This is a genomic window from Acinetobacter sp. YH16051 (genome assembly GCF_013417135.1).
Lineage (GTDB): Bacteria > Pseudomonadota > Gammaproteobacteria > Pseudomonadales > Moraxellaceae > Acinetobacter > Acinetobacter towneri.
Window position 1 is genome coordinate 133,663 of record NZ_VPEN01000005.1, and the last position, 20,433, is coordinate 154,095.

Below are 20,433 nucleotides of genomic sequence, written 5' to 3' on the forward strand. Positions count from 1 at the left end.
TGATAGTCACGAGTTCCATCACTTTCTTAAAATAATGACAAATCTAAATACATCTGCACCCATTTTAGTCACAGGCGCAACAGGCTATATTGCCAGTTGGGTCATTAAAAACCTGCTTGAACAAGGACATACCGTACACGCGACGGTGCGTGATCTGAATAAAACCCACAGTTTTCAACATCTGACTGATATCGCGGCAAAAAGCACAGGCAACTTACAATTATTCCAAGCCAACTTACTTGAAGAAGGTGCTTTTGATGCCGCCATGCAAGGTTGTGAAATCGTGCTGCACATGGCCTCGCCTTTTGTGGTCACCAATTATAAAGATGCAGTTAAAGACATTATTGAACCTGCCGTCATAGGCACCGAAAATGTATTAAACAGCGTTAATCGTACTGCATCGGTAAAGCGTGTAGTGGTGACTTCAAGTATTGCTGCAACCTATGGCGATGCGATTGATATTTTAAATACGGCCAATAATCGCTTTGATGAAAGTCACTGGAATACTAGCAGCAGCCCTGAGCATCAGCCTTATCCTTATTCAAAAGTGGCAGCCGAACGCAAAGCTTGGGAAATGGCAAAGGCACAAAACCGCTGGGATTTGGTCTGTATCAACCCTGCTTTGGTGCTTGGCCCATCGTTGACCAAAAACACCCAATCGGGCAGCGTGGAAGTGTTATTGCAGTTTGCCAACGGTATGACCTTGGCAGGTGTCCCTGCTATGTGGAATGGCATTGTCGATGTGCGTGATGTTGCCGATGCTCACATTCAGGCCGCATTCAACCCTGCTGCTGAAGGTCGCTATATTATTAGCGGTGGCACACTCAGCTTATTGGAAATGGGCAAAATTTTAGCGCAGTACTTTGGACGTAAATACCCTTTCCCACGCAATCAGTTACCTAAATTTGCCTTTAAAGCCTTTGGCCCTCTACTTGGTTTTTCCCGTAAATTTGTGGAACTGAATATGGGCTACCCAATTTATTTTAATGCGGAAAAAAGTCAGCGTGAATTGGGTATGCACTACCGCAATATTGAAACCAGTCTAGTCGAACATTTTCAGCAACTCATTGATGATGGCATTGTGAAGAAACGTTAAACCTTCGACTTCTCTCAGTAAAAACCAAGGCACTTCATCGCTGAAGTGCCTTTGTACCTATTAGTGGATAAAATGTAGGATGATGCTTATTCAAGCACACCATATTCCTGCATCAGCTGAATAAACTCAGCTTCATTCATGACTTGCACACCCAACTTCTCAGCTTTTTCCAGCTTCGAGCCTGCTTTCTCACCCGCCACGACACATTTGGTTTTCCCCGAAACGCTGCCACTCACCCGTGCACCCAAAGCCTGCAACAACTGAGTCGCTTCATCGCGTCCCATTTGGCTCAACGTCCCTGTAATCACCCAACTTTCACCATTCAAAGGCTGACGTGTCGGTGCAATCGGAGCATCCCAATGAATGCCTGCAGCTAATAAACGATCCAACACTTCTAAATTATGCGGCGCTTGGAAAAAGTCCAAAATCCATTCTGCCGTAATATCTCCCACATCTGGAGTTTTCTTTAACGCTTCTAAATCAGCTTCACGCAAAGCCTCTAAAGTCTGAAAAGTATTGGCAAGCATCCGCGCGGTGGTTTCGCCCACACCACGAATTCCCAAGGCATAAATAAACGCAGCCAAAGTAGTTTTTTTGCTGTTTTCAATCGAGTCAATCAAGTTTTGAACCGACTTCTCACCCATTTTTTCAATGCCGAGCAAAGTGTCGCGGTGTTCGTGTAAATGATAAATATCAGCCACATTTTGTAGCAAGTTCAGATGCAGTAATGACTCCACCCAACGATCACCCAAACCTTCAATATCCATGGCTTTACGTGACACAAAATGACGAATCGCTTCAATACGCTGTGCCGCACAATACAAACCGCCTGAACAACGCGCCAAAGCCTCACCTTCAGGCATCACCACAGGCGAATCACACACAGGGCATTGTTCAGGTAAATGCACTTCTTGCGCATCGGCAAGGCGAAATTCAGGCCAGACTTTTTCAACTTTGGGAATCACATCACCACTACGGTAAACACTGACCGTATCGCCTAAACGCACATCCAAACGGTGAATTTCACCAATATTATGCAAAGTAACATTGGATACCGTCACACCACCTACCGCAACGGGGTTTAAACGTGCCACAGGCGTCAACGTACCTGTGCGCCCCACTTGCCAATCAATATTTTCAATGGTGGTTAAAGCGGCAACTGCAGGGAATTTATAGGCAGTCGCCCAGCGCGGCTCACGACTTAAAAAGCCCAATTGCTGTTGCTGTTTCAAGTCATTGACCTTGACCACCATGCCATCAATTTCAACGCTTAAATTCGGACGCTCAAGGTTAATTTGCTCATAGGCCGCCTGAACATCTTGAATGCTCTTGCAGACAAAATGACGTTCGCCAATTTCAAAACCAAACTGCCCCAACCATGCCAAACTGTCGGACATGGTGCTTTGTCCATGAGGCGGCACACATTGCGCAATGCCATAAGCATAGAATGCTAAAGGACGTGAAGCCGCAATATTCGGGTCTAACTGACGCAAACTGCCTGCTGCTGCATTGCGTGGATTGGCAAAGGTTTTTTCACCTTTGGCTGTATTGGCCGCATTGAGTTTTTCAAAACCAAGTTTTGGCATCAACACTTCACCACGCACTTCCAAAAATTCAGGAATAGCCGTTTCTGTCGCACTCAAAACTTTCGGTAAATTGCGGATAGTTTTGACGTTGTGGGTAATGTCTTCCCCTGTTTCCCCATCACCACGGGTCACACCACGCACTAAAACACCATGTTCATACCAAAGTGAAATCGCCAAACCATCAAATTTGAGTTCGACATCGTATTCAATATTTTGGTTGGGCAAACGCTCTTCGACACGTCTTGCAAAGGCAAATAATTCTTCCTGATTAAACACATTGCCTAAAGACAACATTGGCACAGCATGTGTAACCGTGGTGAACTTTGCCAAAGGTGTGCCACCGACTTTATTGGTCGGTGTATCGGGTTGAACTAAATCTGGATACTGTTGTTCCAACGCTTTTAGTTGATGGAAAAGCTGATCATATTCACTGTCTGCAATTGTCGGTTGATCCATCACATAATAGGCATGATTGTGCTTGGCAAGCAGTTGAATCAATTGACGCATTTGCGCCACGACGGTTAAATCTACAGACATATTTTCCACCATAAAAAAGGGCGGTCTTGTTCCGCCCTTCAATTTTTTCTATGTAGCGCATGCTACAGCTTGTATTGCTGCGCACATTATAAAAATGCGGCTGCAAAGTTGCAATTTATCCTACTGCACTCAGTTCAATTGCCAAACACTTGACGTAGCTTATACCCAGTACGAGATCGCAATTCTAGGCATGACTTGCCTGACCAGCACGATAATCTATCGCCTGATGACGCCAGTGTTCACGTAATTGTGGAGTAAACTCTAAATGGTTTTGGTCATAGACCGTTCCATCAATTTCACGTGCAATCAGTCCTGAAATGCTGACCATGGTATCAAAGGCATTTTGCACATCGCTGTGCGGCAAAGCGAGGAAGAACGCTAAACCTTTAACTTGTTCGCTCGATAAAGTTTCTAAATCAAAACCATCTGCGCCTTCATCATTAATTTGTAAAACTGAAAATAATAATTTAGTGCCATCTTCGTTATAGCGATGGAAACATGACATTTCACCGAAACGTAAACCATATTTCATCAAGACTTTTAAGGCTTTATCGCCCGAAAGTATGCGACGTTCAGGGAAGACATTCAGCGCGATAAAAGATTCAGCGGTTGCCAAGGCACTTTCTTCATCCATGATTTTTTGTTCATGCAAATGCGAATCTAAAATGCTGCTTTCTTCATTAAATTCTGAAATTTCAGCAGTTTCAATGTGTTGATTCAGGCTGTATTCAGTCGAAGCTTTGTTTTGCTCGACAGTCTGCGCATTCGGTTCAGTTTCTACAATCACTTGCTGAATTTCATCCGATAATGAATATTCTGAAGTTGTCGCTGTCGGGCTTGGCGTGTCTTGTGCAACTTCAGACTTCGATATCGTTGTGGATGGATCAAGCTCAGAATTTTCTGTATTTGCCTGCAAACTCGGTTCAACTTTGTCAGTTTCTGTGCTTGAAGAAGCCACGACATCATCCGTTAAAGCCTGTGGTTCAGACTTGGCAGGCGCATCTTGCGTAACTTCATCTACCGTTAAAGTCGGCTCCACACGCGGTGGCGTAGCGTCGCTTTGCAATTGGTCACGTACATGGCGTGGAATAATCGGTTTTTGGCTTTCTGCATTAAATTGCAGTTCCGAATCTAAGGATGGCGCTGAATCTACAGGTTTTTTTAGAATCATTTTCAAACCAAACGCCATGATCACAATAGCGATGACAATTCCAACGATTGTGGTGATTTCCATATTATGCCTCCGCGACTAGGCCGTATTCTGCGGCTTCTTCTAAATTTACGGTTACTAATTTTGAGGTTCCCGGTTCAGGCATGGTAACACCTAAGAGGTCGGTTGCCATCGTCATAGCAAGTTTATTATGTGTAATGTAAATGAATTGCACTTGTTCAGAAAGTTCTTTTACTAAATTACAAAAGCGCCCCACGTTAGCATCATCTAACGGTGCATCAACTTCATCGAGTACGCAAAATGGCGCTGGGTTTAAACGGAAGATTGCAAAAACCAAAGCCAAAGCTGTCAGTGCTTTTTCACCCCCTGAAAGTAAGGCCAAAGAACTGTTGCGCTTACCTGGTGGACGCGCCATCAATTTCACCCCAGATTGCCAGTCATCTTCCAAGCTCAGACTCGCTTCACCGCCATTAAAGACTTTAGGAAACAACTCCTGCAATTCGGTATTCACCTGATCAAAAGTATTCATAAACAGTTTACGAGTTTCCTGATCAATACTTTTCATTGCCGCCTGTAACTGCGAAACGGTATTTTCCAAGTCTTCAATTTGATGGCTTAATTCTGCAAAACGGGCAGATACTTCTTCATATTCTTCCGAAGCCGCCAAATTGACCGCACCCAATTTATCAAACTGTTGCTGCGCTTTCGCCAGTTTTTGTTGATGCGCAGCGACATCAATCTGCAAACCTGTGATGATCTCGCTGTTTAAATCTTTTAACTGTTCAGAATAATGCTGATAGTCCGACTTTGCCGATTGCCATGCCAAGCGCTTTTCTTCGAGTTTGGCACGTAATTGTTCATCTTGCTGCTGTTGCTGCTGCCGTTGCTCGGTCAGTTGCTGCTGTTTGGACTGCACACTGTTCAATTCCACTTGCCATTCCTGCCAAGTTTTTTGCAGCTTTTCAGTCTGCTGCTGCTGCTCTGAAAACTGAGTTTCCAAGTCAGGCAATTCCAACTGAACAGGATCGACAAACTTTTTGGCTTGTTCCATTTGCGCCACAATTTGTTGATATTGTGCTTTTAAGAAAGTGGCATCTTTTTCTAACAGTTCAATTTGCTGCTGAGTTTGTACCGCTTGACGACGTAACAGATCCACTTCTTGTTGCTGCTGCTGAAACTGTTGCTGTGAACTATCCAGCTGCTCATTCAGCTGCTCGACCTGAAATTGCAAGATTTTATACTGCGGTAAGGCTTGCTCAAGTTTAAAAGCCAAAGCATGCAAATCAATTTCCAGATCATCTTTTTGCATGGCATCTTCTTCAAGCTGCTCATCTAATTGTGCCAATTGATGCTGTAATTGCTGTTGCTGTACTGCAAAAGCCTGTGCCGCACTTTCGGCTTTCGCCATTTGCACATCTAGCGTTTGCAAGGCTTGCTGTTGCTGTTTGAGCTGTTGCTGTTGTTGCTGCAATTGCTGCTGCAACTGTTTTACCTGTTGCTGCAATTCAGGCAGTTGCTGTTCTGCTTGCTCATATTGTGGCAGTTGCAACGCCAACGCCTGTTCAATTTCATCCAAGCGAATCCGATGGCTTAATGCCCCTTGCCCTGCCTGTGCCGCTTCATCATAAAACAGCCCGATTACCCAGTCTGCTCCCACATGATAACCATCTAAACTAAGGATAGACTGCCCTGCTTGTAATTGCACTTGCAATGCCAAAGCCTGCGATAAACTTTCTGTAATTGCGACACTTTGCCACAAGCTACTTTGCGGTGAAGCAATCCAGTCACTGAGCGACTCACACCCCGAAAGCTGTATTTTTGATGTTTTTGAATCTACAGCCAAATGAATTTTTAGCTGACGTGCGCGGCTGTCCTGAAATTCAATATCTGCTTCTACCACCTGCGCAGATAACCATTTAGCCAAGAACTTTTCAATTAAATTGGCATGTGGTTTCGCCACATCTGCAAGTTGTAATACTTGCATCAACTGCACCACATCGGTTTGGGCTTTTGGACTTTGCTTAATGAGCAATTGATTGAGGTTTTTCTGTTCTGACTGCAAAATCTGAATCTCAGATTTTAAGGTCGCACACTGTGCTTTGTGCTCATTATAGTTGGTCTGCAACGTGGCGAGTTGCTGAGTGCTGTCTTGAATATTCTGTTCTAGTGTTAGCATTTCAGCCTGCAAGCGGGTCTTTTCGTCTTGCAGTTGTTGCATTCCCTCTTGCTGATCTTGCGGCTGAATTTGTGCAAACTGCTGTGTCAGGGTTTGTTTTTGCTGTTCAATACGGCTGATATTTTTGGCTAACTGCTCACTTTGCGCCTGCATGTGCACATGCTTTTGTTGTTGCTGTTCTACTTGCGCTTTGACTTGGGCATATTGTGCAGCTTGGGTTTGTTGCTGTGCTTTTAAATCCTGAAATTGCTGGCTCTGCTGCTGCGCCAAATGATCTTGCTGCTGTAGATTTGCCTGTTGGTTTTCTTGCTGATCGACCAAACTCTCTAGCTGCAATTCAATCAACTGCAAACGCTCTTTGGTTTGTGCTTTTTGTTGTTCAAGCTGCGATAAAGTCGCGGTATTTTGCTGAAACAAACTTTGTTTTTGTTCCAAAGTCATTTTCAGTTCAGCCAGTTTCTTTTCTGCCTGTTGCCATTCTTGCTGTAGCGGTGTCGATTGCTGAATCAAACGCTGAAACAACTCACTGGTCGCAGTTAAGTCATGTTCCAAAGTGGTCAGCTCAGAGCGCACCAATTTAAAACTTTCCCCTAACTCATTCATACTCAGGGTATATTCTTGCTGTAAACGTGCACTTTGTTCACACTGAAAAGACAACACTTCGACTTTAATGGTGCGAATTTCGCTCTCAAGCGCTTTGTATTGAATTGCTGTTTCTGACTGACGTTTTAAGGTTTTTAATTGCGATTTTAGTTCTGAAGCAATATCTTCCAAACGCGCCAAGTTCTGCGTGGTGTGATCCAAATGCAGCATGGTTTCACGACGACGCGCCTGATAACGTGACACGCCTGCCGCTTCTTCAATAAACACCCGCATTTCTTCAGGTTTAGCATCAACCAAACGATTAATCATGCCCTGTTCAATAATTGCATAAGAACGCGGGCCTAAACCTGTACCCAGAAAAATATCGGTGATGTCACGACGACGACACTTGGTTCCATTTAAAAAATATTCAGACTTACCATCACGGTTGACCTGCCGACGTACCGACAGTTCATTATAGGCGTTATAAGCACCGCCCAATTTGCCATAGGTATTGTCAAAACGCAGTTCCACACTGGCTACACCTACAGGTTTGCGTTTGGCAGTTCCTGTGAAAATTACATCCTGCATACTGCCGCCACGCAACTGGCGCGCACTAGATTCGCCCATCACCCAACGAATGGCGTCAATCACATTGGATTTACCACAACCATTCGGCCCCACCACAGCGGTACGGTTGGCTTTAAAATGTAAGGTCGTACTGTCGGCAAAAGATTTGAAGCCAGAAAGTTTTAAACTGCTTAAACGCATAATGTCCCAATTAACGGCGTGAACGTCTTGCCCATGCAAGCTCGATCTGTTTCATACGGGTCAGAGATTCCAACACCAAGTTGCGCAAGTGTCGGCAAAAATCTTCCATAAATAAAGTGGCTTGTTGTGATTTTCTGCTTAAAATTGCATCACTCACCAGTTTAAATAATTCAAAAGATTCTTGTAACTCCCGACGCGAAGTATTTAAGGTCAAAAAGTAACTGCGTCTTAACGATGGCAATAACTCTTGATAGAACTTCATTAAATATAAATTTCCCACCATATCAGGCTGCCGTGCCAGATATTGAAAAATTAAATCATAAAACTTTTCAGTATTGCCCAAGCGACATTGCTCTGCCAGTTGCAGCAAAAGTTGTTGTAAGGCTTCGGCTTCATGCATTCGCCACGTGTCCGCAATACGCTGCACAATATAACCCAATAACAAACTGCTGCTGTCAAACAAAGCTCGGACTTGCTGTGCCGACATTTCCGACACAATTGCACCACGACGTGGAAAAATTTCAATCAGATGAGTACGTTGCAATAACAACAGCGCTTCACGTACCGAACCACGACTCACGTCCAGTTCTTTGGCGATGCGCAATTCCTGAATACGCTCACCTTCAACCAAATCACCGCTAATAATCTGTTCTGCGATGTGTCGGGCAATTTGTTCCGATAAACTTTCTGATTCTTGTTGTTGCATACTGTTCCTATCTTGTTTTTATAAGATGCAGTGATGAAAATTCGGAGCTACTCTCATTTAAGACATCTCAGGATCATCCTTCGACTGCAAGCATAGCTCCGATACAAGCATCTTTCTTTTTACTGCGAAACAGATCACAACGCCATGACATTGTCCGACAATTTCATGGCGCTAGAGCCAATTTTACATGGCTTAAAACAAAGAAAATAGCGACTCAACTTAGAAAAATACTCGCATACCCTGATATACAAAATAACAGCCAACGGTGGTCAACAAGCAGGCAAAACATTTTTTCAACATCGCTGGCGATAACAAATGTGCCACTTTCGCACCAACTTTGGCAGTAATAAAGCTCATCACACTAATGCCTATAAATGCATAAATGTGGATATAACCAATGGTATTGGGTACTGCAACTTCGGCTTGCTTACCAAACCACATAAAGCCTAATGCGCCCGCCACCGCAATTGGCAAACCACAAGCGGCTGAGGTTGCTACCGCTTTTTGCATGACCACGCCGTAACGGTTTAAGTACGGCACTGTTAAACTGCCACCGCCAATCCCAAAAATTGCAGAGGCAATGCCAATCCCACCGCCCGCCATGACTTGCTTTGCAGTTGAAGGCAAATGATGTGAAGGATCAACCGCAATATTTGCGCCTCTAAACATCTTAAAAGCCACCCACAGTGCAAAACCGCCAATTAATAATTGTAAGCCTTGCCCCGAAAGGAAATCGGCAATACCTGCACCAACAAATGCACCCACAATTAAACCAGGCGCAAGATTACGAAATACAGGCCACATCACCGCACCTTTTTTATGGTGTGCCGTAACTGAGCTGATCGAAGTTACAATAATGGTTGCCAATGATGTCCCCACCGCCATGTGCATTAACACCGATGGGTCATAATTGAGTTGAGTGAACACAATATATAAAATTGGCACAATAATTAAGCCGCCGCCCACGCCAAACAGCCCTGCTGCAAATCCAGCAATTGCACCAATCAATAAATATATGATTAACTCCATAAATATATTCCACTATTTGTAAATTCGTATGGATGTAGAAACCCGACAACTGCAACAACAACTCACAGAAGCAGGACAGCTTCCAGAAGTACTCATCCTGAAGCCGATTACCACTTCCACCAATGATGATGTACGGGAAATTGCACAAAAAGGTGTGCAGAGTGTCTTGGTATGCAGTACCAGACAAACGCATGGTCGAGGACAACGTCAACGGCAATGGGTATCACCCGAAGGGAACATCTATTTAAGCACATTGCTAAATTTACGAACACCTGTAAATGGGCGTTTGGCTTTAGAAATTGCGTTAAATATCTTGCAAATGCCGAGTCTACAGGCGCTGAATCTACAAGTAAAATGGCCAAATGACTTATACAGCCCGCAAGGCAAATGGGGCGGCATCTTAATTGAGCCAATTTCTGCACAGCAAGTCATTGTTGGGGTTGGGCTTAATCTTGCACCTGTCAGCTCAGCAGTTATTGATCAAAAAACCACATCTTTAACCGAACTGGGTTTGGTATCTATTGATCGTGTGCGCCTGATCGCAGAGCTTTATCTTGCCATTCAACAAGCCTGCGACTGGTTTAATCACGATTGCTATAATTTGGCATCTCGCTTCAATCATCATGCCGCATTTATGCAACAACAAGTTGAATTTGAACATTTTAAAGGTACTTGTCAGGGTACTTTTTTAGGCATTCAGGATGATGGCGCAGTGCAAATTGAAACGGCACAAGGGCTTGAAGTTTTTTATCAGGGACGTTTACGCCCTATCGATCATGCCGAGTCATCTTCATGAAAAATTTATGGCTAGATATTGGTAACACCCGCCTGAAATATTGGGTCACAGAACAAGACCGCATCATCGAACATGAAGCAGAATTGCATTTGCAATCTCCTGCCGATTTGTTGCTGGGTTTGATTCAACACTTTAAAAGTCTGAATGTGCATAAAGTAGGCGTGTCATCGGTACAAGATCAGAAGAATAATCAACGCATTCACTTGGTTTTAAAAACCCTGAATGTGCCTGTGATTTATGCCAAAGTGCATGCAGATTATGCAGGTTTGCATTGTGAATATGATATTCAACAATTGGGGATAGACCGCTGGTTGCAAGTGCTTGCCGTGGCAAATGACCCACAAGAAAATTATTGTGTCATTAGTTGTGGTACGGCGCTGACTATTGATTTGGCGGATGGACTGACGCATTTAGGCGGCTATATTTTACCGAACTTATATTTGCAACGTGATGCACTGATTCAAAACACCAAAGGCATTAAAATTCCCGATGCTGCATTTGATGAACTCACCCCAGGACGCAGCACCATTGATGCTGTTCATCATGGTATTTTACTCGGCTTGCTCAGCACCATTGAGCATGTAATTCGACAGTCACCACGTAAACTGATTTTAACGGGTGGCGATGCACCGCTGTTTGCCAAATTCTTGCAGCAATATCAACCGCAAGTCGAGCAAGATTTATTGCTCAAAGGTTTGCAGCGTTATATTCAATATGCAACCCATGAAGTGCACTAAAAACCAAACATTGCTCCATCTACGCTGATAAATCTTTCGGTGTAGCTGTCATCTACGAATAAAGAACAACAAAAAAGCAGGCGCATTTTTATGCGCCTTCTTTTTTAACACTTTGATTCTAAGATGTTTTTAACAATTATTTCTTGGTTGGGTCGTTGCCACCAAACAATGGGCCCATACCGCCGCCACTGAATTGCTTTTGTAAACCGCCCAGTGAACGCATCATTTTTGCCATGCCCGATGGATTGGCAAATTTTTTCATCATTTTTGCCATTTGTGCATGTTGCTTGATCAACTTATTCACTTCTGACACATCCATACCACAACCCGCAGCAATACGTTTTTTACGGCTTGGATTCATCAGGTCTGGGTTACGACGCTCTTTGATGGTCATCGACTGGATAATCGCTTCCATCTTTTTCACTTGCTTTTCAGGATTGGCTTGCGCAATTGCATCTTGAATACCTGAGTTGCTCATGCCAGGCAACTTGTCTAAGAAGCCCATCATGCCGCCCATTTTATTCATTTGTTCAAACTGCATCAGCATATCTTCAAAGTTGAAGCTGCCGCCTTTTTGCAGTTTTTTCGCCATTTTTTCGGCTTTTTCTTTGTCGATTTTACGTTCAACTTCTTCGACCAAAGACAGCACGTCACCCATGCCCAAAATACGTTGTGCAACACGTTCTGGGTGGAATGGCTCTAGGGCATCGAGTTTTTCACCCATCCCCAAGAATTTAATTGGTTTACCCGTAATCGCACGAACTGAAAGTGCTGCACCACCGCGCGCATCACCATCAGTTTTAGTAAGGATTACACCTGTTAATGGCAAGGCATCATTAAAGGCTTTGGCTGTATTTGCCGCATCCTGACCCGTCATGGCATCGACCACGAACAAGGTTTCAGTCGGTTTAATCGCTGAATGTAATGCCTTGATTTCATCCATCATGTCATCATCGACGTGCAAACGACCTGCAGTATCGACAATTAACACATCAGCAAACTGAATTTTTGCCTGTTCGATGGCACGGTTGGCAATATCGACAGGGTTTTCATTGGCATTTGAGTCAAAGAAAATTGCGCCAACTTCGCCTGCAACCGTTTGTAGCTGTTTAATTGCCGCAGGACGGTAAACGTCGGCAGACACCATCGCCACTTTTTTCTTTTGACGTTCTTGTAAGAAACGTGCCAATTTTGCTGCAGTGGTGGTTTTACCCGCACCCTGCAAACCTGCCAATAACACCACAACCGGTGGCTTGGCAGCAATGTCAAGGCTTTCATTGGCCTCGCCCATCATTTTTGTGAGTTCGTCATAGACAATTTTGACGAACGCCTGACCAGGGGATAACTGAGTCATCACTTCCTGACCCAATGCCTCTTCCTTAACTTTCGCGATGAATTCACGAGTTACAGGTAACGCCACATCGGCTTCAAGAAGTGCCATACGTACTTCACGTAACGTATCTTTAATATTGTCTTCGGTTAGCTGCCCTGAGCCAGTAACATTTCTTAAACTCTGCGTGAGTCGTTCTGTTAAGGTATCAAACATTGCAAATTCCGCTTAAAATAGCCATTAGCAAAAAAATGTTTCTTTAAAATAGAAAATTTATGCACAAGATGCTATAGGATACTGTAGTTCGCATCGAATTTATATAAATGAATATTCATCATCCTGAAAAAGGTTTGACATGATCAGTCTCCCCTTGGTTTATACGATTTTAGCATTAATCGCTTATACCAGTTCTTTTTGGTATTTATTTTCACATTTAATGTCTAAACGTGCGCCAAATCACTGGTTTATTCGTTCTCTGCTCAGTTTGGGCTTATTGCTGCATGCTGCCGTGTTGTATAACGATATGTGGACGCCGATGGGTGTCAACTACAACGTGTTTAACCTAATGTCATTTACTGCGGGTTTAATGTTGTTATTGAGCTTGCTGTTCAGCAGTTACCGACCTGTAATTGCGCTAAATTTGATTGGTATTCCTGTAGCAGCAGTGGGTTTAATTGCAGGTTTTTCATTCAGCCAACATAATTTATTTATTAACCAAAACTCGATTGGTTTAGATATTCATATTATTTTATCGCTGTCTGCTTATGCCGTATTGTTGATGGCGACCATTCATGCCGTGCTCATGTGGTTTCAAAACCGCGAACTGAAAAACAAACAAAAACGTCGGGTTTGGGTAAATTTGCTGCCGTCTTTGCAAGATATGGAATCTTTGCTGTTTGATATGTTGATTGCAGGTTTTGCCTTACTCACAGTCGCACTAGGTTTTGGTTTCTTTACGGTAGAACATTTCTTTGCACAGCATTTAGCACATAAAACTGCCTTTAGTATTATTTCTTGGTTTGTCTATGGGTCGTTGTTACTTGGGCGTTATAAGTTTGGCTGGCGTGGACAAAAAGCGATTCGCTTTACCATTATTGGCTTCTTTTTATTGGCGCTCGGTTTTATTGGTTCTAAATTTGTGTTGGAAATGATTTTGAGTAAGTAAGGTGTTTTTATTTTGCTCATTCAAAGTGTAGGATGATCAATTATTTAATTGCATAGTCGAGGGGGAATGGGCTGTTTAAATTAAGCCAATCATTTAAATGATTTCTAACGATGTAAGAACTCAATTAAAAGATCTAGTCTAGGATGCACATCAACTGCATGGACTAGATAAAACTTGAGATACAGATCACTGTGTCAAATAAAACAGCTTAAATACCAGAACCTTAGCTACAACCACTTCAATTCAAAACCCTTTTCCTAGACAACCCACAGAAAAAAACGTATAACTCCACTTTTGTTTGAACTGGCAGCATCTTGTGAAACTGATTCTTGCACCCATGGAAGGCTTAACCGACCCCATCATGCGTGATGTAATCACGTCTGTAGGCAGTTTTGACTGGTGTGTAACAGAGTTTATTCGGGTCACAGACAGCATTTTGCCAGACCATATCTACCACACCTATTGCCCAGAACTACTCACCAATGGCAAAACTGCGGCAGGTACGCCTGTGCATGTTCAGTTTTTGGGGAATAATCCTGAAATGTTAGCCGCCAATGCAGCCAAAGTTGCGGCTATGGGTGCACCTGCAATTGATATGAACTTTGGCTGCCCTGCCAAAACAGTCAATCGGCATCGTGGCGGTTCAGTTTTACTCGATGAACCCGAAGTAGTATATGAACTGGTTAAAGCGGTTCGCGATGCCGTTCCTGCTCATATTCCAGTTTCCGCCAAAATGCGTCTAGGCTATATGGATCGGAACTTCATGCTAGAAAATGCGCACGCCATTGAAGATGCAGGCGCAGCATGGGTTACAGTACATGCACGTACCAAAGCCGATGGCTATACGCCTCCCGCATTTTGGGATCAGCTACGTCCTATTCGTGAAGCCTTGAAGATTAACGTCATCGCCAATGGTGAAATTTGGAACAATGCCGATGCCAAACAATGCCAGTTAGAATCGGGCTGTGAAGATTTGATGATTGGTCGTGGTGCGGTCACCACCCCAGATTTGACCCAATGTATTCGTCAAAATTCAGACCTGCCTTTGCTGAGTTGGCAAGATTTGCTGCAACTACAAATTCGCTTTATTCACGGCCCTGCCAAAACAGAAATTGGGATGCTGGGACGTTATAAACAATGGCTCGGCATGATGTCGAAACATTATCCCGAAGCCAAAGCTTTGTGGGATGAAATCAAGCGTCTGAAAAAGCTGGATGAAATCATTGAAAAATTAGTCGCGCACACGACTTAAACATTGAATCCATCAAACTCAAGCTTCATCTAAAAAATTTCAGCTTTTATTAGGGTCTGCTGACAATTCGTCTATGTTTGCGGCGATGCATATTTTTTAGCTGATATAAGGCATGGGACAGGAAATTTAGTCATTCTAAATGACTGGCACATAACGCAATAGCAGCAAAAAATATGCTCGCCCTGAAAGGCTGTGGCTAAAACTTTCTCAGATTGTGTTATGAAACTTAGCAATAGTCTCGCTATTACTTGCGTTTCATGCCTGATCTGCTCAGTTTTAGCCTACAGCGCAAGCCATTTATGAAATGTCAAAAGCCCCTAGTGAATATCGGCTATTCAACCTTGCTGACAAAGCTTGGCATTTCCCATGCACTGCCTGCAAAACCTTTGCATTGTCCTGCATCGAATTGATAGCTTTTGACAAACTGCTGACCATTCCACGCCCACTCAATTTGACTGAAACAATCGCCAATTCCACGCCCTTTTTGATAGGCAAAAATCTGTCCATTGCTAAATTCTGAAGCAGAATCAGTTACAAATTGCTGTATCTTTTGCAGTTTTTTATCCATAACCCAATAAGCCACACCCCAATTATAAGCCCCTCGCCAACAACTTGCCTCAACCAACACGCTATCTTGATTTAAGGGATAAGTATGAATCTGCTGTTCTGCTTGTTCAGGTTCAAACAGCATATAACAATCTTCACGATCTACGGTTTTTTGTAAAATTGGATATAACTTTTCTGCACTGGCCGCGGTAAGCACCTGTGCTTTGGCGGTTCGGTGTTGAGGCTGCATGAGAATGTTAATTTTAGGCATCGCTTGCGCTTTTAAGACCTGCGTGGATGCTTGATTGCCTTTTGCCAATATTGCGGAGTCTGTACCCACACGTTTTTGAAATTCATCCATTTTTAGCAACACTGCACTCATGCCTGCATCAGACAATTTCCAGCGTTGTTGACCATGTTTTAACTCGATCACGACATGCTGACGCGCCTGCGCCAACAGCTTTTGCACACTGGCAGCAGATAAATTGGCGATACTTTCATGAAAGTTTAATTGTTGCAAAGTGCGTCCATTTAAAAATAAAGTCGCTTGAGCAATATCTTCTTGAATTTGCAATTGCCCTTGTACAGCACTCTTTGCACCTGCTTGACGGGTCAATAACATACTGATCGGTTGTTCAAAATCATCATCGCTTTGGTAGCCTGCGGCACGGCAGGTTCCTGTATTATCACAGGCCAACTCCCAATCTTGATGCTGAAAATACAGTCCTTGCAAAGCAGTCGGCTGGCTTGAAGCAATCGTTTTTTCAGCAGTGATCGGTGCTGCAAAAATACCAACACTACCGAATAAACCACTGATCGCCAGTAATATTTTTAGATTGCATTTGAAATTCATAATCTTCGCAACTCCTGAAATTGTCATCTGTGATTCAACGGCTCAATCAAAGCTAAATTTAGCACCTTGCCTACTCAGCTCAATAAAAAAGCACGCCAGAGCATGCTTTTCTAATGCAATTGAACATCAAGATTTAATGTAAAAAATTACGATTCCTGTGTTAAATCCTTGACCGTGGTGCTTGCGCCATTGGTTTTCACTGACTCAATTCCTTTGTCACGTGATTGTTCAGAAGTATAGAGCTGACTCGTACCAATAATCTGATGGTTGGCAGCTTTTAAATTAAAATACGGCTTATCATTCTTAGATGTCAGTCGATCATAACGCCCATCATCCTGACTGTTCTTTTGTACCGAAGCGATGCCATTTTTTGCCGATGCTTTCGCCTTATACTGTTCACTGGTTAAGATAATTTCGCCATTCCCAGCTTTAAGTACAAAGCGGTACTGACCATTGCTTGCTTGTGAAATCTCAAACCATCCTGACATACTTGCCCCCAGTTTTCTTGTGAGTGGTGAAGTGTGTTGTTGAATGATGCTAGGCTTTAAACTGCCTAAAAATTATTCTTTTCACTTAAAATATAAAGGACTTAGGCACAAGAAAACAGTATTAATTTTGTACACTCTTAAAGTTATTGTTGCTCAATTTGAATACTAAAATACTTTTATAAACTCCATAAAAAAGCGCAGGCAACTCAAGTCGCCTGCGCTGTTGAAATCTGCTTAAACTTAAGCTTTTTTCACATATTCAGATTTTAATTTCATAGCCCCCATGCCATCAATCTTACAATCAATGTCATGACCATCTGCTGCATCTGGAATTAAGCGAATATTTTTCACTTTCGTTCCCACTTTTACAGCAGCCGAAGAACCTTTAATCTTCAGGTCTTTAATCACAGTCACCGTGTCGCCATCTGCCAACACGTTGCCGTTTGCATCTTTAATCACAGCAGCAGTTTCTTCTAGCTGTTCCCCTTCTTTCCACTCATGTGAGCATTCAGGACAAATCAGTAGGTCGCCATCTTGGTAAGTGTATTCTGATTGGCATTTTGGGCAATTTGGCAAAGACATAAAAAACCTCAAAAACTATATTATAGCATTTTTTACTGAATTTTCATAAACTTAAAATCCTTATAAAGCACAAGGATAATCAAATAAAACTCTTTAATTGGACTGTGCTAAGCGTTGCAGCATCACGCGTTTTAATACCACTACATGATTGTGCTGCTCATCTTTAGCTGCTGTGACCAGAGTGATTTTTTGCTGCTGTGCCAGTTCACACAACGCCTGTAAAGCCTCTTCTTGCTCTGCTAATTCAGCTATATAACGCTGCTGAAACTCATCCCAATGTTGTTCAGGGTTTTGATGATACCATTTACGCAGCCCAGTCGAAGGCGTAATTTCTTTGGGCCATAAGTCAATACGAGCGCGTTCTTTACTCACACCACGCGGCCATAAACGATCAACCAACACCCGTGTTCCATCTGCCTGAGTCGCTTCAAGATAAGCGCGTTTCATTGCAATATCCATATTTGCACCTATGCATCTTTTATGATGACGTCATCAGCGCCAAAGTTTTAGGCAGCAGATTATGTATCACAAATAAAAAAGCATGTGATCAACACATGCTTTTCAGATACCCGATTTAATCTTCGTAATCGTCTTCGTCTTCATCATCGTAGACGTAAGCCATACAGCCCCAGCCATCGTATTCACCGCCATGTTCTTCAGCAATTTTGCTGAACCATTGCTCTAAATCGACAATGTCTGAATACTCTGGTTCCATGTAAACATAAATGGTAATGATCCATTCAACTGCGTCAGATTCTTCATCTTGGAATAATGAAATTTTTTGTTCTTCGGCCAACAAATACAAAGCACATTTTTCAGCTTGTTCTTGTGTGGTAAAAGCGATGGAGTACTCAATCTCATGTGGCTCTGTCAGGTCATCCCCATCTTCATGCATTTGCCAAAGTACATTGCCATTATCATCATCAGGGAATTGTTCATAGTCACGTGTCATGCGAATATCCTTGTTATCTTTTTAGCCAATATATATCTGGCAAGTGACAAAATAGTGAATTCAACATAGCACAAATTTGCCCGAAGGACTCAATTTTCATCTCGTTTTACACTGACTTTAGTCTGAATTACCCAGAAGCTTGCTTTTACATGACACTACAATTGCTTTAAGCATTTGCAGCCAGTTTAATTTGTGGCATCTGACAAGATGCTTTCCTGTTTAAATGCCAACAGTAAAGCAGCAAACTTTAATTCTTCTTGTCGAAGTGTTAAGTAAGAGTCTAGAATTTTTGCGTGTCCAAATGCAGCCGCATAATGATTCAGCAAAGTAAAATCATCCTGCAAAGCTTGAAGCGATTCAGCCAGATTATGTTCAGTCAGCTGCGCCAAATATAAATCTGCTTTACTATTAAATGCTTGAGCCAGCAAAGTCACTGCCGCTAGACGGCGTTGCTCATCGACAAAAGCACAATGCGCAACTTCTTGATTTTTGACCGCATCTTGAATCTTGTGTCGTACTTGCTGCAGGTGTTGTGCTACATCACTATAGCCATAACCTTCAATCAGATCATCCAATAGCTGCTGTGCAGGCAACTGAAAAGCAGGCGTATGATGTTCAATTTTATGATACAGCGCGGTCATAATCTGTTCGAGTTGCTGACGTTCTTCAACCAAGTTATAAAAAGCACCCAATTGATCTTGTGCTGTTTTAAGCGTTTTGGCTTTGGTTTTTTGCTCATGCTCGGCTAAAAAATCTCGGACTTTTTCAACTTGTTGCTTGCACTGCTCCCGCGTATTTTCCGCTTCGGATTTAATCATTTCTACAAACATTTCTACTTGTTGACGACGTTCTAATACATATTGCTCAACGTCTAAAATATGTTGATAGTGCTGCAAGGTTTCTAAACGACCTTTTAAACTGCCTATTTCGATGCGTAGCATGGTGAGCTGATGCTCTAATTCATTACTTTCTAACTCATCGGACGCCAAATTGGAGCGAGTGCGGTCTAAATTGCTTTGTAAAGATTGAATGCTGGCAGACAACTCACGGCGGCGCTGAGATTGCCAAAAAATAATCACCACCAAAACAATAATGATTGCACCCAAATATACAGCATATAACTTCTCCCACCCGCATTGGTCTGCCATATTTTGAAAAACCATCTTCAGTTTTTAAAGACGCTTTCTAACCCGCTTTGACAGCCCACCACACTCAAAAACACAAAATTTTAAAACAGCGAGTTATTCATTTCCTTCATTTATGCCAAGGCAAATGAATAACGACAGCTCTAAGGATACGTTAGCGAGTTAGCGGCACGAAGATTATCCCAATTTTTGAGTATTTTCACAAAAAAATTGAAAAATGTGCGCCTGTTAGAAAAATTAAATCCCAAAATCTCTAAAAAGGAAGCTGTGCTCGAATTGCAACAGGAACTTGGCTTAACGGTTGCGTGAAAGCCAAATAACTGGCATGCAGCGCCATCCGACCTAACGTGCTTTTTTGAGGTTCAGGATGATATAACTTATCACCTGTAATGGGATGTCCAATATATTGCATGTGTACTCGTAACTGATGCGAGCGCCCTGTGATCGGGGTGAGCAACACACGGGTAACATCTTCAACCGCACAATATTCCAAAGCCTGATACAGCGTTTGCGCAGGCTTGCCTAAATCGAAATGCACAATTTGGCGTGGACGGTTTTCCCAGTCAGTAATTATAGGCACATCGACACTGCCCTCACCTTCAAGCTTGCCTTGAATTAACGCAATATAGTTTTTTTCAACTGTTCGCGCCTGAAACATTTTGCTCAACGCGACTTCTGCATCACGGTGCTTGGCAAACATGAGAATACCCGATGTCGCCATATCTAAACGATGGGCAATTTTTGCCTGAGGATAATTTGTGAGCACTCTTAAATATGCACTGTCCTGATGTTCAGGCAAACGCCCAGGCACAGACAATAAACCTGCGGGCTTATCAATCACCAGTAAATCGTCATCTTCATAGACAATTTTTAAAGGCTCTTGTGGAGGTGCATAAATAAAGTTGTCGTTTAAAGCCATGAACATACAGCATA

At 42.8% G+C, this 20,433-nt stretch carries 18 protein-coding genes; 5 read left to right on the top strand and 13 right to left on the bottom strand.

Features of this window, described 5'->3' with window-relative positions; translation table 11 throughout:
• The first annotated feature begins 34 nt into the window (after nucleotides 1-34).
• Nucleotides 35-1,096, top strand: coding sequence for an aldehyde reductase (locus FTV41_RS06380; RefSeq protein ID WP_179991161.1), 1,062 nt, complete (start codon nucleotides 35-37; stop codon nucleotides 1,094-1,096).
• Between the two features lie 86 nt (nucleotides 1,097-1,182).
• On the opposite strand, the gene ligA is transcribed toward FTV41_RS06380, so the two are convergent.
• The 5 genes from ligA to FTV41_RS06405 form a co-directional block, all read right to left on the bottom strand.
• Complete coding sequence (ligA, locus tag FTV41_RS06385) at nucleotides 1,183-3,219, bottom strand: NAD-dependent DNA ligase LigA (protein ID WP_004972359.1); 2,037 nt, start codon at nucleotides 3,217-3,219, stop codon at nucleotides 1,183-1,185.
• Between the two features lie 184 nt (nucleotides 3,220-3,403).
• Nucleotides 3,404-4,453: a cell division protein ZipA C-terminal FtsZ-binding domain-containing protein gene (locus tag FTV41_RS06390; protein ID WP_178319270.1), complete on the bottom strand. Its 1,050-nt coding sequence runs from the start codon at nucleotides 4,451-4,453 to the stop codon at nucleotides 3,404-3,406.
• A 1-nt stretch (nucleotide 4,454) separates the two neighbouring features.
• Nucleotides 4,455-7,919 (bottom strand): chromosome segregation protein SMC, encoded by a 3,465-nt coding sequence (smc, locus tag FTV41_RS06395; protein WP_179996296.1) that lies wholly within the window; start codon nucleotides 7,917-7,919, stop codon nucleotides 4,455-4,457.
• 10 nt (nucleotides 7,920-7,929) lie between these two features.
• Nucleotides 7,930-8,625 carry a GntR family transcriptional regulator gene (locus FTV41_RS06400; RefSeq protein WP_004972365.1) on the bottom strand — a complete coding sequence of 232 codons (696 nt, stop codon included), beginning with the start codon at nucleotides 8,623-8,625 and terminating at the stop codon, nucleotides 7,930-7,932.
• Between the two features lie 219 nt (nucleotides 8,626-8,844).
• Nucleotides 8,845-9,654, bottom strand: a complete 810-nt coding sequence (locus tag FTV41_RS06405) for a sulfite exporter TauE/SafE family protein (RefSeq protein ID WP_004972366.1) — start codon at nucleotides 9,652-9,654, stop codon at nucleotides 8,845-8,847.
• Nucleotides 9,655-9,682: 28 nt separating this feature from the next.
• Here FTV41_RS06405 and FTV41_RS06410 point away from each other — a divergent pair, with 28 nt between their 5' ends.
• Together FTV41_RS06410 and FTV41_RS06415 are read left to right on the top strand one after the other, a co-directional pair.
• Nucleotides 9,683-10,450: a biotin--[acetyl-CoA-carboxylase] ligase gene (locus tag FTV41_RS06410; RefSeq protein WP_004972369.1), complete on the top strand. Its 768-nt coding sequence runs from the start codon at nucleotides 9,683-9,685 to the stop codon at nucleotides 10,448-10,450.
• Nucleotides 10,447-11,187 carry a type III pantothenate kinase gene (locus FTV41_RS06415; protein WP_179996297.1) on the top strand — a complete coding sequence of 247 codons (741 nt, stop codon included), beginning with the start codon at nucleotides 10,447-10,449 and terminating at the stop codon, nucleotides 11,185-11,187. Before FTV41_RS06410 ends, FTV41_RS06415 begins: the two co-directional genes overlap by 4 nt.
• Nucleotides 11,188-11,323: 136 nt before the next feature.
• On the opposite strand, the gene ffh is transcribed toward FTV41_RS06415, so the two are convergent.
• A complete protein-coding gene (gene ffh / locus FTV41_RS06420; protein WP_179996298.1) occupies nucleotides 11,324-12,733 on the bottom strand; it encodes a signal recognition particle protein in 1,410 nt (469 codons plus the stop codon).
• A gap of 139 nt (nucleotides 12,734-12,872) precedes the next feature.
• Between ffh and FTV41_RS06425 the strand changes: the two genes are divergently transcribed.
• Both FTV41_RS06425 and FTV41_RS06430 read left to right on the top strand, forming a co-directional pair.
• Entirely contained in the window at nucleotides 12,873-13,682 is an 810-nt protein-coding gene (locus tag FTV41_RS06425; RefSeq protein ID WP_004972376.1) for an inner membrane protein YpjD, read from the top strand.
• A 316-nt stretch (nucleotides 13,683-13,998) separates the two neighbouring features.
• Complete coding sequence (locus FTV41_RS06430; RefSeq protein WP_026438289.1) at nucleotides 13,999-14,934, top strand: tRNA-dihydrouridine synthase; 936 nt, start codon at nucleotides 13,999-14,001, stop codon at nucleotides 14,932-14,934.
• Between the two features lie 331 nt (nucleotides 14,935-15,265).
• Here FTV41_RS06430 and FTV41_RS06435 read toward each other — a convergent pair whose 3' ends face one another.
• The 7 genes from FTV41_RS06435 to FTV41_RS06465 all read right to left on the bottom strand — a co-directional run bounded on the left by FTV41_RS06435 (nucleotide 15,266) and on the right by FTV41_RS06465 (nucleotide 20,419).
• Complete coding sequence (locus FTV41_RS06435; protein WP_154321003.1) at nucleotides 15,266-16,333, bottom strand: DUF1176 domain-containing protein; 1,068 nt, start codon at nucleotides 16,331-16,333, stop codon at nucleotides 15,266-15,268.
• A 146-nt stretch (nucleotides 16,334-16,479) separates the two neighbouring features.
• Entirely contained in the window at nucleotides 16,480-16,821 is a 342-nt protein-coding gene (locus tag FTV41_RS06440; protein WP_004972386.1) for a YegP family protein, read from the bottom strand.
• Between the two features lie 240 nt (nucleotides 16,822-17,061).
• Nucleotides 17,062-17,403 carry a zinc ribbon domain-containing protein YjdM gene (locus tag FTV41_RS06445; protein ID WP_004972388.1) on the bottom strand — a complete coding sequence of 114 codons (342 nt, stop codon included), beginning with the start codon at nucleotides 17,401-17,403 and terminating at the stop codon, nucleotides 17,062-17,064.
• 93 nt (nucleotides 17,404-17,496) lie between these two features.
• Nucleotides 17,497-17,862 (bottom strand): DUF488 domain-containing protein, encoded by a 366-nt coding sequence (locus tag FTV41_RS06450; protein WP_004972391.1) that lies wholly within the window; start codon nucleotides 17,860-17,862, stop codon nucleotides 17,497-17,499.
• Nucleotides 17,863-17,977: 115 nt separating this feature from the next.
• On the bottom strand, nucleotides 17,978-18,355 hold the full coding sequence (locus FTV41_RS06455) for a ribonuclease E inhibitor RraB (RefSeq protein ID WP_004972392.1): 378 nt from the start codon (nucleotides 18,353-18,355) through the stop codon (nucleotides 17,978-17,980).
• A gap of 185 nt (nucleotides 18,356-18,540) precedes the next feature.
• Nucleotides 18,541-19,503, bottom strand: a complete 963-nt coding sequence (locus FTV41_RS06460) for a DUF5660 family protein (RefSeq protein ID WP_179996299.1) — start codon at nucleotides 19,501-19,503, stop codon at nucleotides 18,541-18,543.
• 250 nt (nucleotides 19,504-19,753) lie between these two features.
• A complete protein-coding gene (locus tag FTV41_RS06465; protein ID WP_179990538.1) occupies nucleotides 19,754-20,419 on the bottom strand; it encodes an RluA family pseudouridine synthase in 666 nt (221 codons plus the stop codon).
• Nucleotides 20,420-20,433 lie beyond the last annotated feature (14 nt).